The sequence below is a fragment of the Spirosoma radiotolerans genome (assembly GCF_000974425.1).
GTDB lineage: Bacteria > Bacteroidota > Bacteroidia > Cytophagales > Spirosomataceae > Spirosoma > Spirosoma radiotolerans.
On sequence record NZ_CP010429.1, the window covers coordinates 4,621,594 to 4,637,380 of the forward strand.

Sequence of the window (15,787 nt, forward strand, 5' to 3'; positions counted from 1 at the left end):
TTGTCATGCAGACGGAAAACTAAACGCTCAGCTCCAGTTGATTCTTCACCAGTCGCCAGTAGTCACCCCGTTTGGCTACAAGCTCGTCATGAGTGCCCACTTCTGTGATAAGGCCTTTTTCCAGCACAACGATCTGGTCGGCATGACGAACGGTGCTGAGTCGGTGTGCCACGATTACGACAGTACGCTGGGGTTGGCTTTGTCTATTATTTGGCCCACTACCCTGGAAAAACTCATTCAGATTCTGCACAATCGTGGCTTCGTTATTGGCGTCTAATGCATTCGTTGCCTCATCGAAAAAAATGTACTGTGGATCTTTATAAACCGCCCGCGCAATTAAAATTCGTTGCCGCTGTCCCTGACTAATGCCGCTACCTTCGGCCCCGATTTTGGTATGTAATCCTGAGGGCAACGAGTCGACAAACGTGCGTAGGTTGGCTACCTGTACGGCATGGTCTAGTTTCAGGGCATCAATTCGCTCGGCACCCACGGCAATGTTGCGGGCAATGGTATCTGAAAACAGGAAGCCGTCCTGCATGACAACTCCGCACTGGCTTCGCCAAAACGCATGACCAATGTTTCGCAAAGCAGCTTCCCTCACTCTTATTTCACCCTTTGTTGGCTCGTAAAACCGCAAAAGTAATTTAAGTAAGGTAGTTTTGCCGCTGCCGCTCATGCCCACAATGGCGGTAGTTTTGCCATAAGGGATAGCTAAGTCTATACCATGCAAAACAGGTTCATTGCCAGCACCGGGATACTGAAATGATAGGTTGTTCAGGTACAGACCACTTGCTTCGGGTAGCGTTGTAGCTACGGGGCGATCAATAGGCTCTTCATCCTGTAAGGTGTGAATTTCGTTGAGTCGTTCGAGACTAATTTTGGCATCCTGTAAACTCTGTACAAACCCAATCAGTTGCTCGATAGGGCTATTTAGTTGACCAATGATCTGTTGCATTGCCAGCATTGCCCCCAACGACAATTGCCCGTTGATAACCGATTGTGCTGCAAGAAAAGTGATGAAAATATTTTTACCCTCGTTGATGGCAAAAGCCCCTGCCTGCTGATACTGGCTTAGCGCCATACCCTTCATTTGCAGACGAAATAGCCGGGCCTGCAAGCGCTCCCACGCCCAGCGCATGGGCCGCTCGGCTCCAGCCAGCTTGATCTCCTGCATACCCTGAATGAGTTGCACCAGACTACTCTGGTTTTTTGCCGACACATCGAAGCGTTTATAATCCAATTTCCGACGTTGCCGCAAAAAGAGCATCACCCAGCCAATATAAAGCACACTCGACGCCATAAAAATGCCAAATATGCTCAAATTATACATGGCCAGTACCACCCCAAAAACAAGCAGATTAACCATCGAAAAAAGCACCGATAAGGTTTGTCCAGTCAGGAAACTTTCGATACGATGATGGTCGCCGATGCGCTGCATGATGTCGCCAAACTGCTTACTGTCGAAGAACGACACGGGCAACTTCATAAGTTTGATCAAAAAATCGGACAGGATGCTGAGGTTAACACGGGTGCTGATGTGCAGCAGAGTCCAGCTTCGAATAAACTCGACCGACAGCCGCCCGGCCATCAGCATGAGTTGCGCCCCCAGCACCAGATATACAAATGGCAAATTCTGCGTATTGACGCCCACATCCACCACCGACTGGGTCAGAAACGGGAACAGCAATTGCAGCCCACTCCCAACGGCCAGTCCCAGCGCGAGTTGCACCAGCAACCGTTTATACTGCCACAAATAACTGAACACCCGCTCGAAACTATAGGCCGTAGCAGTTTCATCCTCCTGCTCAAAAAATGCGGGCGTAGGCTCCAGCAACAGCATAACCCCCTCATTCCTGCCGTCGGTCTGGGACGACAACCAATGCTCACAAAACTCCTTTGCTGTATAGGTTACTAACCCTTTGGCGGGGTCGGCTATATAAACAGTACCCTGGCGTGTGGTAGGCCGTGAATTGGTTTCTTTAGTTGGTGGCGATGCGATCCATCTAGTAGGCGGAAAGACAATTTCGCTTTCTTTATCACTAAAATCAAAAGAGACTAGTTTAGGCTGTACGTCATTGTCAAATTTATGAACTTTAGGTGGTTTTCGTCCTCCTTTAATGCGACTCATCCAGCCTCCATTTGCTCCTTTTATGTCGTAAACCACCACAAAGTGGTTCTGATCCCAATGAACAATACAGGGCAATGGTGCCTCGGTAGCTAACTTCTCGAAGGGAATCTTTATGCCCATCGTTCGAAAACCAATTCCCTCAGCCGCTTCCGAAATACCCAGTAATGAAACGCCCTCCTTCCCAATCTGCGATTTCTCCCGTAAGGTTTGCACCGTATATGAACGACCATAGTGCTTAGCCACCATTCGCAAGCAAGTAGGGCCGCAGTCCATTTGATCGAGTTGAGTATAATAGGGAAATTTCATTAAAGTGGTGGCTTTGTTTACTGTTTTTTAGTCTTTAATTTAACAATTCCACCTCATTGTCTTAATATATATGTCGAAGGTATATCTGACATAGCTTCTGACCAATTTGTATGAATTGAACTATCCAAGGTACGGCTATAGAGTAGCAAGCTATATACACCATAACTTCTTAACCGCGAACTCTGTATAGAACGGTCAACAGCGTATTCAACCCAACCTCCATTGTATTTAATGACACGATAAAACTCTTTTTTGTAAGAACGCCATATTTCCTTTTTATCATCAACATAGCCCCAAATTTCTTTTTTAAGAACTAGTTTCTTTTCACCATTAAAATAACTAACTATCAAATATTTACTAAAAGATCCCCTTGATACAATTAGTTCAATTTTGTTTGTGGTATCTGGCTCAATAAGTATATCTTGGCTTTTTTGTAACAATCTCCATTGTGCATTTACAGCATTACAAAAAATAAGGCCTCCTATTAAAGCAAAAACTTTCAGAAAATTCATAATATACTTTTGTTTAAAGGCAAAAATAAGTACACAAAATCTATAGTACTCTCATTATACCTCTCTAGTCCAAGAAGTTCAATAAGAGTACTACAAAAAAATACCGCAATAACTAGTTTAATTTATTCTTTAGGGAAAAGCTTGCAATTCATAGGCAATACTGACCTTTGTTGCAGCTCGCTTGCCAATGATTATCATTTTGAAAATTAATCATTGACTCATCACCAGAAAAGCGGTACGCATTATCATTTGAATCAGTACAACACCATCCATTAGTGGAAGGAGTATATCCGTCGCGTCCATTGTTATCAAGCCAATTCTGTAGAGATTCTGGTTCATATATATCCCCACCCTTGACAACTCTCATTTGCTCTTTGGAGAGCTGGTTACCTGCAAACTGCATTAATATTTTTTTCATAATTGAAAAATGTGTTTAAATGAAATGATTGATATATTATGATTCGGCCAAATCCGTTTTCAGATGCCAATCGTTGATCGGCGGTATTACTACTCGTTTACGCTTTCTGGTCAAAGGGCGATTTGCTAATAGCCTGACTATTTTTTGTTTAATTTTTACTGGAGTTTCGTTTCGTAAATTTCCATAAAAACCCCACCCATTCGCTACCATCCGGGCGGTATTGCCGGGATGGTCTGCATCCAAGTTCAGCGGATAAGACCAACCTATTAGCTCCTTTTTGTAGCGTTAATTTATCCCCAAAATAGTCTTCAAATTCTAGCTCATTATTACTATTCCCAGTAGTTAAAAGCACTACAACTGAATCTAGGAATAGAGCCTTTCGCGTCAAGGAATTAGCACTTTTACCCTCGACAATAGGTTGTTGATTTCTATAGCTAAAGAAGGCTATAATTAGTACTAAATTACTTACTGTAACTATCTTTATTTAATTTGAGTTACTAGCCGCCCAATAGTAGGTGACTAGTAAGGTTTAGTTTAGCAAGAAGCACAACACTAATATGACTTCGCTCCGTAAATGTCATATCAATCTATTCGAAGCAAAATGTGTCTTGTCCCATAAACATCATCTTTCTTTGAAATTAATTGTACTATATGATAGCCATACTCTGTTTTAAAAGGAATTGATATTTCATCTATAGATAAGTTTAAAACAATGTTTCTGTATTCTCCAACATATCCCTCCATTGTTGATGGCCTTAATGCCCCTCCTTCTTTATAGGAACCGGGGTCTTGAGAAAATTTTATAGCCATATTATCAAACTTCTCTCCATGTTTAAGCAATTCATAAATTGTATAAATTTCCACCTTGGCTGTTGAATCATTATAAGTTTTATTGTTATTTGTTTCTCTGTTATAGGATTGAGCTTTGCCAAGTCCACTGATGAACACAAAAAAAATAAGTAGTCGGTATTTCATAATACTATTTATAATTACATAGAACTTTCAAAACAATTTCACTTAACTATATTGCGTATAAGTTAGGCTTATACGCAATATAGTTGACTATTGACTATCAATAGTATCTACAATTGGTAACGCAAGGGCCACAGTAAATTAATGTAAACGTTTTAACGTCACTTGCATCTCCATAGCCTGAGTATGATGCTCCGTTTGATGCAGTGCATGAAAAAGCTCTACTGCCACCACTACCACTACTATAAATACCTCCATAAGAGTCTGTCCCCCCTTTCACGGTCTTCATTTGCTCTTTTGAAAGCAGATTTCCAGCAAACTGCATTAAGATCTTCTTCATGATTGAAAAAATTGTTTAAGTTTAAAACTTGATTTATTTCGATTTGGCCAAATCCATCTTCGGTTGCCAATCATCGATTGGCGGTACTTTCACTTGCTTCCTCTTTTCAACTAAGGATGAATCCGACAGCAGTTGCCGGATTTTTTGCCGGATTGTTGCCTCAGTTTCCCAGCGCAGGCTTCCCTGTATGCCCCAGCCGTTCGACACCATTCGGGCCGTATTGCCAGGGTGATCGGCGGTTAAGTTTAGGGGGTACGCGAGTATTTTCACACCTGCCTCAACACATTCTAAAATAGAGTTTGTACCACCATGTGTAATCATCAAATCACAGTACGGCAGTAAGTCTGTTTGCGGAACCCAATCCATTAGATACACATTGGCAGGTATGTTTTCGGGTTTATTTGCAAATAGTCGTTTATCTGCTACGATCAGGTGCACAGTTGGCAAATCGCTAAAAGCGGCCATCAGTCTATTTAAAAAACGAGTAGCTGGCTTTGCATTTTCTTCGCTCAGTGTACCCAACGATGCATATACTAATTGGATTTCTCCCCTTCCTCGTCTGGCTAAGAGGGGCTTAAACTGCTCCCAGAATTGCGAATGATCTCGCTCTGATTTACGTTGGTAGGGCTGATAAAGAAAACGCTCATTCGGCCCCATTTTGTACCAGCTATATTCCATTTCTCGCGGCACCAGATGAATTATAGGCGCACCTAGTAAACCATCGTGCAGCAGGTTATACGGATTGATGTAGGCATCCAGTTGGATACCCATTTTACTCGTCACTCGCCGTAGAAAAAGCTGCTCATCAACGCCCAACAAGGCAATTTTCTTTCGCCAACTCCCATAGTAGTGCTTTACCATACACAGTTTCCACAACCACCAGGCATAGAGCCGATACCAGATAGTATCTTTAAAGGGTAGCGAACAGGTTAATGGCGGTATGCCCGGCACCCGATGCGTAGGCAATTTTGTATTGACAAGTGTACACTTCGGATAGGTAGATTTGAGTAGTAAGTAATAGAAATTTAGGTGCTCATCAATATAGAGTTCATCTGGTTGTATGGATTTACAAACATGTTGAACCGCAGCTACGGATGTTAGAAAATCGTGATACCTAGCCTTCTTGACTTTTTTCTCCAACGCACTCACAATAAACAACCCCACTGCCACACGCCAGTTAGCCACAACGATTTCCTGCATATAGTGCAACTCTACAAACTCGAACGCCTGGCTTTCAATATGCGTTTGTAAGTTTGGCGTACCCATAAACACAACCCGATAGCCCTGTCGGCGTAAACTATCGGCAAAACCAAAACAGATGTTGTAATGGCTCGGCACCGGAAACATGATAAACAGGGCCGTTTTCATACGTTTAGTTGCTGTTGAGTAGATGCTGGTTCGAGTGTATTGATCAGCCACTTTAAACCAACCAATCGGTACTGGGTTGGCAATTTATAGCCATTCACAAAGAGCGTTGGAGTAACTGTTATATTAGCGGCCAAACACCAGTCACGATGTCGATTAGCTACAGTTGCCCAGTCCATTGAATTAGCCATGACAGGGTACTTTTTAGCCCAGGCATCGAAATTCTTTTGGGGTTGTTCGTACCAATCTGCCAACGCCTGAGTTACGTTGTCTTGTTGAGTAAGTGCCATTAGGTGTACAGCCACTTGAGTGGTTAGCCCACCAGTACCATCGCAGGTAAACATGAGATTGGCTTTTACAGTATAGTTGCGCACAAGCAGTTGTTCTAATTCCTTATGCACCTTTGCACACGGCCCGCAATAAGGGTTCGTCACCATCGTAATCGTATGTTCGGCATCAGGATTACCCAGCACAATGGGGTATAGCTCGGCAGCAATGGGCGGCATTTGTGGTTGTTGACGTAGTAAGGCCTGGAACAGGTCGGGGTCTCGTTTCAAGCGCATCAATTCGCTGTGTTCCTGCCTGCTTTTAGGTAAGCCCGCCAACAAGGGTTTTACTATGACCCATACTGTAGCGGGTATCAGGAAGGCAGTCAGTACGAATCCATAGGGTTGCCACAGGCCCGGCCACATGGTGAGTTGAGTTATAGCCAGCATGCCCTCTAGTAACAACACTAGTTGCACACCCAAACACAAAGGGCACCATTGCCGTAATACAAAACCCTGATAATAAACTGAAAACACAGTATACGGCAAGACCAATAGCGCAACCCAATGTAGCAGTTGGAGCACCGACGGGCTTAGGGAACTAAGCCATACTGCCAGGAAACCTCCAGAAAAATATAGCAAGCCAACATCGGCCCAAGGGAGCCAGCCCCAGAGCTTGGCTGCTGGTGAGTTCAGTACATCGTCGCAGTTGGTTTTGCTGTTAATCCGGCAAAGGCGGTCGGTGAGGGCATTTTTGTTGCCTAGCTGTTTGGCTACCAGTAAGCTACTGAGCAGTACACCCATTGATTTGGTTAGCAGTAGAAACCAATCTGGCGTTGTAAGATTCTTCCGTACACTCAGGAGCACAAACACAGCAATGAGCAACAGGCTAGCAGCACAAACGGACCTCGCAGATTTTCCAATAGTTCGTATTTACGCTTCGTGGCATAACCAGTTTCGCCCCATTGGTCGGCAGTTTCGCCTGCGCGGCCCTCCGCCAGCAATACCACACCCGACCAGTTCTTTTCAAAGTCTGTTAATGCTTCTATCCTGCGTCCCTGTTCATTATCAGTATAGGTAATGGTATCGCCCTGAAGGGAGGTTACTAATACATACCACCCGTTATTTTTTCGTAAGTGGGCTACAAAAGGCAAGGGTAATTCACGCAGTTGCTCAACGGTATTTAACTGCAAGCCTGTGTTGGCAACCTGCCAGCCCGTGAGCACATCGCTTAGGCTCAGTAGGCTAGGAAAGTCTGGATGTTGCTCCAATGATTCCCAAACGGTTGCCCTCGTTACGTTAGCTCGTAGTCCTTTCAGGAGCGCGTAAAGGGTAGCGACTGCATTATCGTCGGTCGTGTTAGATAGCGTGTCGAATAAAGCCATGCTCAAAGCAGTTGTTGGCCCAAAAGTGCAGACTAAATCGGCTCGTTGTTATTCACTTTTTATTCAACTTTATTCATTTTCTATTCAATCAATGGCGCTAACCTATACAATTATATAGTAAATAATTACTCACCTCTAGGATAACTAATTAAAAGTCAAAGGCTTAACAAAAATGGTATTTTTGTATTCTAAAATTGACAAAATATATAGTTTCTAAAAATTAGCGTTTATTTGTTGCGGCTTCACAACATGAATTAATCGTGTCGGCCACCCGTTTCATGATGACTTTATCCGCCAACATTAGGCAATTCCGCAAAGAGAAAGGGCTATCTCAGGAGTACATGGCTGATAGGCTTTGCATGAGTCAGCCTACCTACAACCGGCTCGAACGGAACAGCCTCGCCTGCACCAAACGGTTAGTACAACTAGCCAATGCCTTAGGTACCACGCCCGACAATCTACAGAACTACCATCTGACTAATTCTACGCAAACGGAGGCCGAAGAAAAAGATCGACGGCTTCGGGAACAGGAAGTAAAAATTAATTTTTTAAGCCGCTATGTTCGCTATTTGCAGGAGACCTGGCAGGCGTATGGCAAGGGCGATTTGCCTGCTGAGAATTCGCTTAAGTAAGCCTGTTTGCGAATGCGCTAATCTACCATGCGTTCTTACTCGTCAATTAGGCTCTCTCCTGACTCTGGCTGCAATAGGCTTCCTTTCATCACTCTGCCTGTAGTGGGCTTCCTTTCAGCTTCAGATCCTTCACCCGCTCTCGCACGTTTCGCATGAAGGTTCTACCCGGGTCTGTTTTTTCAGTCAGGTAATTCGGGTCGGTTTCTTTCCAGAGTGGCGTGCCTCTGAAATCTTTGTATTCGTAATGGCCAATCAGGTATTCTATATTATACTTTTGTTTCAAGTAGCGGACTAGTTGCACATTGGCCTCTATCTGCGCGTTTGTCAGGTCATCGCTTCCTACATTTTCGATACCAATCGCGCAATAATTCAGCCCAATACAATGACGGGCAAAGGTGGTATCGGACAAAAGCCGATAAATAGTCCCATCGCGATCAACCAGAAACGGAACCGCCGTATTTAGTTTACTAGCCGCCTGAAGATCAGCCCGGCCAGGCAGCCTGCTAGGATTAAACACATTAAACGTCGAATCAAGCGTCGGAATGGCGGTCCAGTGCAGCACAATCATCTTGGGCTTTATGTAAGGCTCCGTCTGCTTAATCCCATGTCGTCGAGCCAGGTAATCAAGCGAAAGCTGTTTACGCTCTTCATCAAAAACAATAGGCTTGTCGAGTATTTGGATGGGCGCTTTCTGGGCAACACTAAACGTGAGTGGTGAAATAACCACAAAGAGCAGAAGAAATACTTTCTGCAGAGAAAGGGATAAACCAGCACAAAGATTCATAGCGGACTCGGTTGAACAAGGGCAAAGAAAGAAAACCGTAGCAGATATCGACAATTTTCTTTTTTACCGTTACAAGAATTTCGTTAATGGATAAGTAAGTCAGTGATAGGCCCCGTTAAATCGGCCAGGGTCAGCAACCAGAAATTCGTTGTACAGTAGACTGGCGTCTAGCCATTTGAATTATAATTATTTGAAGTCATAACCGCTTAAACGGACTAATTAGAGGATATCCGTTGACTCTTTTACGATGTCACGCACAAAATCGTTGCATTAACTGTTATCCCTCTAGCTGAGCCTAATCCGCCTAGCTGTTGGCTATGCAACCCGATTATTCTATTAATACGCTCTCGACTACCGACCGTCGGCCCAAGGCCACTAACCTTTGGGAAACGGCTCATTCGCTTGGATTTCCGGCTGCTCTATGGCGGTTGCCGAATCAATTGGATAAACACCTGATTGTTTCGTTCGATGAAATACTGCCGCGCGTTTCGGCTGATTTGGACGAATTACCCGCCGGATTTTTAGTAAGCCCTTTCGACAACCTGGCTGGTACGGCCCCCACCAACACATCGGATGGTATCAGTACGGGCAATAGCGACCAAACACTTTTCCTGAGAGCCGACATTCAGGCTGCGTTTTCTGAATCCAGTAAAACACAGTCGAAGGTCCATACCAACGCGACAGCCGATACCGCAACGGCCAACACGTTTTGGCAAACCCTGTCGGCTCACCTTGCCGGTCAATCAGCAGGTAAACCCATAAAAACGACGGCGACGCCCCTGCACGACCTGGAAGCACAAGCGGAGTATGTGCGTAATGTGGCGCTGGCTGTTGAGGCCATGCAACGGGGCGACTTTAGAAAAGTGGTTTTGTCACGAACAAAGCGGGTTGTATTTTCGGATGCGCCCAATGCTGTAGCCCTCTTCGACAAACTATGTGCGGCCTACCCAACCGCTTTTGTATCGGCTGTTTCGATTCCAGAGAAGGGTCAAATCTGGATTAGTGCCACGCCCGAACGCCTGGTCAGTGTGGATGCCAATGGTATCTTCAGAACAGCGTCGCTGGCGGGAACCCAGTCGGCATTTGAGCCGGATGGAACACCCAAGCGGCCACCCGAAGCCATGTGGTCGCAAAAAGAAATTGAAGAGCAGGCTTTAGTGAGCCGGTACATCATTGAATGCTTCAAAAAAATCAGGTTACGGGAATACCTGGAAGAAGGGCCAAAAACGCTCATCGCCGGAAACCTAATGCACTTGAGTACCTGCTTTACGGTTGATACCCAGGCCGTTCGTTATCCGCAGCTTGGCACGGTTATGTTGCGGTTGCTGCACCCAACGTCTGCCGTGTGTGGAATGCCCCGTGACGTAGCCTTTCGCTTCATTGAACAGCACGAGACCCACCAACGGGAATTGTATAGTGGTTTTGTAGGCCCTGTCAATATCAACGCGAATAAAGAAGGCCCTGAAAGCGACCTTTTCGTTCATATACGCTGCATGAAGCTGGAAGGCAACGTAGCCACCCTATATGCTGGCGCAGGCTTAACGGAAGATTCGGTTCCAGAGCGCGAATGGCAGGAAACTGAAATGAAGTGTCAAACTCTTCTTAACATAATGATGAACGACAAATAATGGCGTGAAGCCATCATGTGTCATTCATCATTAGCTGATTAATTACGCTCCTTCGGCCGGATCGTTTGGTGCACGGGAGCCATCTTCGGCGGTTCGGTCTCCAGCTTCGCTGGCCGCCGACGATTGCGTATCCGAGTCAGGAGCGGTCCCTTCAGTATCCGCACTTTCTGTTGAAACAAGCGCTTCTTCCTGAGGGTCTGGAGTTGATTCTACGTCTGCCATAGTCTTCGTTGAGTAAAGAAATGTAGTGAAAAGTTTTCCGACGCCGGCTAACCGGACTGTTGATCTTGGGGTAGGGATAGCTTACTCCATGCTATCATCGTCCAGGTCGTCTTCAATAGAATCATCATCCAGATCTTCGTCCAGATCATCCTCATTGAAGTCATCCTCGATGTCGTCCAGATCATCTCCACCATATCCACTGGCGGCACCGGAGCCAAGCTCATCGAAGTCAGCTCCCTCATCGTCGAAGTCATCTTCATCATCGTCGAAGGCGGCTGTTTCTGGATCTGGGTTAAGCATCAGAACGTCTTCGTCCTGATCAAACGCTAGCTGGTTAATCATGGTTTAAAGAGTATAAAAGTTAGTTCATCCCTGTTAACGCGTCTATTTCCCGGAAGGTTTGGCGATTCTAAAAACTTATTCAGATTTACGCCATAACAGTGCATTCCGTTTGTGAGTTACTGGATTATAGTGTGGTATCAGCCATTCATAAACCCGTATAAATGAGACAATACCAACTCCAGCGACTAATTGACCAGCCAATTATACAAACAAGCGACGTAAATCCAACAATCGAGGGTTTTAAGGTATTGGGTGCTTTTAATCCAGCGGCCTGTATTTTCGGGGATGAAGTGCTCCTGTTGCTGCGGGTGGCCGAGGCCCCAAAAGCCGAGCAAGGGACCATCCTGATTCCCCTGATCGAAGAACAGGATGGCGTTCCAACGCTCACCATCAAGCGTTTTCCAGAACCAACCGAACCCTATGACCCACGCGTTGTAGCCATTCAGGGAAAGGTTTACCTTACCTCATTAAGTCACTTGCGGCTAGCCCGCAGCCGCGATGGTATTCACTTTACAATTGACGATAAGCCGTTTCTGTTTCCGGCCCGCATGGATGAATCCTACGGGATTGAAGATGCCCGGATTACATTTCTGGAAGACAAATACTGGATTACCTATACGGCCGTATCAGAACACGGACCAGGCGTAGGTTTAGCCGTTACCACCGACTTCAAAACCGTTGAGCGCATAGGAATGATTTTACCACCACCCAATAAAGACGTGGCCCTGTTTCCGCAAAAAATCAACGGAAAGTATATGTTGCTGCACCGGCCGATGGTGTCAGAAATTGGTAAACCATCCATTTGGCTGGCGGAGTCAGCAGATGGTCTCCATTGGGGAAACCACCGCTTTCTGTTCGGTGGACGGGGCGCATCTGATTTCAACTTCGCCTGGGAAGGTGGTAAGATTGGCGCTGGTCCCGAACCAATCTTAACCGACGAGGGCTGGCTGGTTTGCTACCACGGCGCCGATCAGACTCACGCTTATGCCCTGGCGTTGGCCTTGCTCGACAAAAACGATCCATCAATCGTACTGGATCGATCAGTAGCTCCGCTCCTTACACCCGAGCTTTCCTGGGAACGCGAAGGATTCTTTCCCAATGTCGTCTTTTCCAACGGCTGGATACAGTGGCCGGAAGACAGCGTTAAAGCCGGAAAAATCTGGGTATACTACGGTGCAGCCGATTCGGGTGTCGGGCTGGCCGAATTGAGTAAGGAGTAATCACCACGCGCGGTTGCGCTGATCCAGCCATATACGCAACCCAATACCTACTTAAGGTGGGTATTGGGTTGCGTACGTACAAAAAAAGGACGCAGCTAACTATTCGTATAAAAAATTGAAAGTATCTTATAAGTAATAGGCTGATTAACAGACGGAGTTTCACTAGCGATGGCTTTTTTGTAGTTTACATTAGTTTTTAACTCTCCTCCTTTGATGAAACACTTGAATCAACTTTTACTCTGTCTTTTACTCTCAACGTCACTATTCGCACAGAGTCAGAAAAGGCCGCTTACTGCCGCCGATTATGACCGCTGGCAAAGTGTCAGGTCTGAAAAAATCTCGAACGACGGCCACTGGATTGCCTATCAGATTGATCCCCAGGAAGGTGATGGCCGCTTAGAGGTGACAGCAGCTGGTACCAGCACAAACCGGAAGCAGTATGTTTTCCCGCGTGGCTACATGGCCCAGTTCACGCCCGACAGCAAATTTCTGGTGATGCGGATGAAAGCCCCTTATGCCGATACCCGCAAAGCCAAATTGAAGAAGAAAAAGGCCGACGAACTACCCAAAGATAGTTTGCTGGTATTGAACCTAACCACTGGAAAACCAACCAAACTGCCCAATGCAAAATCATTCGTATTTGGCAAAGATTCAGGTTCGTGGCTGGCGGTCGTGCAGGAACGTAAAGACGACAAAGAACGGCCTGCTCCCCGGGCGGCCTCGTTGAAAGATACCCTTACGCCCCTGCCACCCGTCTCGACAACCGCCGTGGCAACCCGGAAAGGAACGGCCAAAAAGCCAAAAGGCGACGATCTGACACTCCTGAATATGGCCGATGGCACTCGCAAAACCGTTCGCTACGTCTCCAACGTAGCCATGTCTGATAATGGAAAAGCGATTTTTTACAGTAAAGAATCAGCGAATGACTCGCTCAAAACAGGCGAAACCAGCATTCCCGGTGTTTTTCTGTTCAACACCACCAACGGACAAACGACGCTGATCGATACCAGCTCCAGGCGGAAAATATACAAAGGGCTGGCGGTCGATAAAGTTGGTCAGCAACTTACCTGGATGGCCTCTGCCGATAGCGCCGGAAGCGATGTAAAGGTATTCACGCTCTACTACAAAAACCTATCGCCAGCGGTAGCGGCAAAAGGAAAATCAAGCAAAAATACGGCTGCAGAAACCCCTTTCAAGGTGATAGCCGATACGCTGACAAAACCATTGCCAAAAGGCTGGTCGGTCAACGAGTATCGGGAGCCGAAGTTTTCGGATGATGGCAAACGACTCTATTTCTCCACTTCACCCATTGCGCCTAAACCGACGAAAGACAGCCTGACGCCCGAGGATGAGAAAGTAAAAATGGACATCTGGACCTGGACGGACAGCCGCCTGCAACCCATGCAGCAACGCCGGCTGAAAGAAGAGAAAGAACGCGGGTTCCTGACCGTTTACGATCCGCAGGCCGGTAAGCTAACGCCCCTGGCCAGCCGTGAAGTACCAACCGTTTCGTTCGATCCTAAGACGAACGCCCGTTACTTACTTGGCCTGAGCGACCTCCCCTATCAGGTTCAATCGTCCTGGGATCCTGGTCATACGGATCTTTATCTGGTCGACGCCCAGACGGGTGAAAAGAAGCGTATTGCCAACGACATCATGGCATCACAACCGAAATTATCGCCCGAAGGAAAATACGCTTATTGGTTCGATGAACGCGATTCGCTCTGGCGGGCTTGGTCCATTCCCGAAGGAAAACGCATTGACCTGACCCGTGGCCTGCCAAGTAAATTTTTCGACGAAGAACACGATACGCCTAACCTGCCCGGCTCCTATGGTGCGGCTGGCTGGACAACCGGTGATCGGTATCTCTGGCTCTACGACCGGTATGACATCTGGCAAATTGACCCCACTGGCCGGGAGAAACCGACAAACCTAACCTCCGGCTGGGGCCGTAAAAACAAGATTCGGTTGCGTCGTGCAGAACTGGACAACGATGACGACGATGCACCTGGCCGCCGATCAGGCTCTATCGAGAAAGCCATCGACCCAAAAAGCGAACTGTTTCTGACTGGCATTTGGGAAAGCGATAAAGCAACGGGAATCCTGAAAAGTAAAAATGGACTGGCAACCGCCGAGCCAGCGGTTCTGACCCGTAGTAATCACCGCTATTTTGGGCTGAACAAGGCGAAGAATGCACCGGTCGTTACCTTCTACAAAGGCAACTATCAGGAACCAATCAACCTGTTCCAGACGGATACAACCTTGGCCAATCCGATTCAACTCACCCACACGAATCCACAGCAGGACAGCATTCGTTGGGGTAGTGCCGAGATTGTGAAATGGACAGGTACCAATGGGGTTAAGCTGGAAGGACTGCTCTTTAAACCGGAAGGTTTCGACCCCAAGAAGAAGTACCCGATGCTCACGTACTTCTATGAGCGCAATGCTGAGACCTTAAACGACTACCGGGCTCCATCGCCAAGCCGCTCGACGATCAACATCCCTTACTGCGTTTCAAATGGCTATCTGGTCTTCGTACCGGATATCGTTTACACCACGGGTCAGCCCGGCCCGAACGCCTACGACTGTATTGTACCGGGCGTGTTGAGCCTCCTCGATAAGGGCTTCGTTGACCGGGATCGACTTGGTATTCAGGGACAAAGCTGGGGTGGTTACCAAACCGCGTACATCATCACGCGAACCAACCTGTTCCGGGCTGCCGAAGCCGGTGCACCCGTTGCCAACATGACGTCGGCCTACGGTGGTATCCGCTGGGAAACAGGGATGAGCCGGGCCTTCCAGTACGAAAAAACCCAGAGCCGAATTGGTGGTACGCTGTGGGACAAACCCATGAACTACATCGAAAACTCGCCCCTTTTCTTTGCCAATCGCATCGAAACGCCCCTCATGATGACGCACAATGACGCCGATGGAGCCGTCCCCTGGTATCAGGGTATCGAGCTGTTTTCTGCCCTGCGCCGGTTGAACAAGCCCGTTTGGATGCTGGTCTACAATGGCGAAGGGCATAATCTGACCCAGCGGCATAATGCCAAAGACCTGAGTATTCGCTTGTATCAATATTTCGATTACTACCTTAAAGATGCGCCCATGCCGATCTGGATGAAGGAAGGCCGCAGCGCCGTGGAGAAAGATCGGGGCGAGATGAAGTACGGCATCAGGCAGAGCGCTGATGCACCACAACGGTAATGCATAAAGTCTCACGACAGGTCCACTAAATCAGAACGCCCGATTACAGTTGTAATCGGG

Annotated in this window: 14 protein-coding genes; 4 read left to right on the plus strand and 10 right to left on the minus strand. The window is 46.9% G+C overall.

Annotated features, from left to right (window positions below; translation table 11 throughout):
* Positions 1–19 precede the first annotated feature (19 nt).
* From SD10_RS18780 to SD10_RS30110, 7 genes are all read right to left on the minus strand, one after another.
* Entirely contained in the window at positions 20–2,434 is a 2,415-nt protein-coding gene (locus tag SD10_RS18780; RefSeq protein WP_046575834.1) for a peptidase domain-containing ABC transporter, read from the minus strand.
* Positions 2,435–2,487: 53 nt separating this feature from the next.
* Positions 2,488–2,946 carry a hypothetical protein gene (locus SD10_RS18785; RefSeq protein ID WP_046575836.1) on the minus strand — a complete coding sequence of 153 codons (459 nt, stop codon included), beginning with the start codon at positions 2,944–2,946 and terminating at the stop codon, positions 2,488–2,490.
* 148 nt (positions 2,947–3,094) lie between these two features.
* Positions 3,095–3,364, minus strand: a complete 270-nt coding sequence (locus tag SD10_RS18790; protein WP_046575837.1) for a hypothetical protein — start codon at positions 3,362–3,364, stop codon at positions 3,095–3,097.
* 582 nt (positions 3,365–3,946) lie between these two features.
* Positions 3,947–4,339: a peptidylprolyl isomerase gene (locus SD10_RS18795; RefSeq protein ID WP_046575838.1), complete on the minus strand. Its 393-nt coding sequence runs from the start codon at positions 4,337–4,339 to the stop codon at positions 3,947–3,949.
* 370 nt (positions 4,340–4,709) lie between these two features.
* Positions 4,710–6,044, minus strand: coding sequence for a nucleotide disphospho-sugar-binding domain-containing protein (locus SD10_RS18800; protein ID WP_046575839.1), 1,335 nt, complete (start codon positions 6,042–6,044; stop codon positions 4,710–4,712).
* Positions 6,041–7,111, minus strand: coding sequence for a vitamin K epoxide reductase family protein (locus SD10_RS29475; protein WP_046575840.1), 1,071 nt, complete (start codon positions 7,109–7,111; stop codon positions 6,041–6,043). The genes SD10_RS18800 and SD10_RS29475 overlap by 4 nt, the downstream gene beginning before the upstream one ends.
* A 53-nt stretch (positions 7,112–7,164) precedes the next feature.
* On the minus strand, positions 7,165–7,692 hold the full coding sequence (locus SD10_RS30110) for a cysteine peptidase family C39 domain-containing protein (protein WP_046575841.1): 528 nt from the start codon (positions 7,690–7,692) through the stop codon (positions 7,165–7,167).
* A 278-nt stretch (positions 7,693–7,970) separates the two neighbouring features.
* Between SD10_RS30110 and SD10_RS18815 the strand changes: the two genes are divergently transcribed.
* Complete coding sequence (locus SD10_RS18815; RefSeq protein ID WP_046575842.1) at positions 7,971–8,324, plus strand: helix-turn-helix domain-containing protein; 354 nt, start codon at positions 7,971–7,973, stop codon at positions 8,322–8,324.
* Positions 8,325–8,412: 88 nt separating this feature from the next.
* Here SD10_RS18815 and SD10_RS18820 read toward each other — a convergent pair whose 3' ends face one another.
* Positions 8,413–9,108 (minus strand): peptidoglycan recognition protein family protein, encoded by a 696-nt coding sequence (locus SD10_RS18820; RefSeq protein ID WP_046575843.1) that lies wholly within the window; start codon positions 9,106–9,108, stop codon positions 8,413–8,415.
* 317 nt (positions 9,109–9,425) lie between these two features.
* Between SD10_RS18820 and SD10_RS18825 the strand changes: the two genes are divergently transcribed.
* A complete protein-coding gene (locus tag SD10_RS18825) occupies positions 9,426–10,736 on the plus strand; it encodes an isochorismate synthase (protein ID WP_046575844.1) in 1,311 nt (436 codons plus the stop codon).
* A 42-nt stretch (positions 10,737–10,778) separates the two neighbouring features.
* On the opposite strand, the gene SD10_RS18830 is transcribed toward SD10_RS18825, so the two are convergent.
* Positions 10,779–10,958: a hypothetical protein gene (locus tag SD10_RS18830; protein ID WP_046575845.1), complete on the minus strand. Its 180-nt coding sequence runs from the start codon at positions 10,956–10,958 to the stop codon at positions 10,779–10,781.
* A gap of 81 nt (positions 10,959–11,039) precedes the next feature.
* Entirely contained in the window at positions 11,040–11,300 is a 261-nt protein-coding gene (locus tag SD10_RS18835) for a hypothetical protein (RefSeq protein ID WP_046575846.1), read from the minus strand.
* Between the two features lie 161 nt (positions 11,301–11,461).
* Between SD10_RS18835 and SD10_RS18840 the strand changes: the two genes are divergently transcribed.
* On the plus strand, positions 11,462–12,520 hold the full coding sequence (locus tag SD10_RS18840; protein ID WP_046575847.1) for a glycoside hydrolase family 130 protein: 1,059 nt from the start codon (positions 11,462–11,464) through the stop codon (positions 12,518–12,520).
* 213 nt (positions 12,521–12,733) lie between these two features.
* Positions 12,734–15,727: a S9 family peptidase gene (locus SD10_RS18845; RefSeq protein WP_046575848.1), complete on the plus strand. Its 2,994-nt coding sequence runs from the start codon at positions 12,734–12,736 to the stop codon at positions 15,725–15,727.
* Positions 15,728–15,787: the final 60 nt, after the last annotated feature.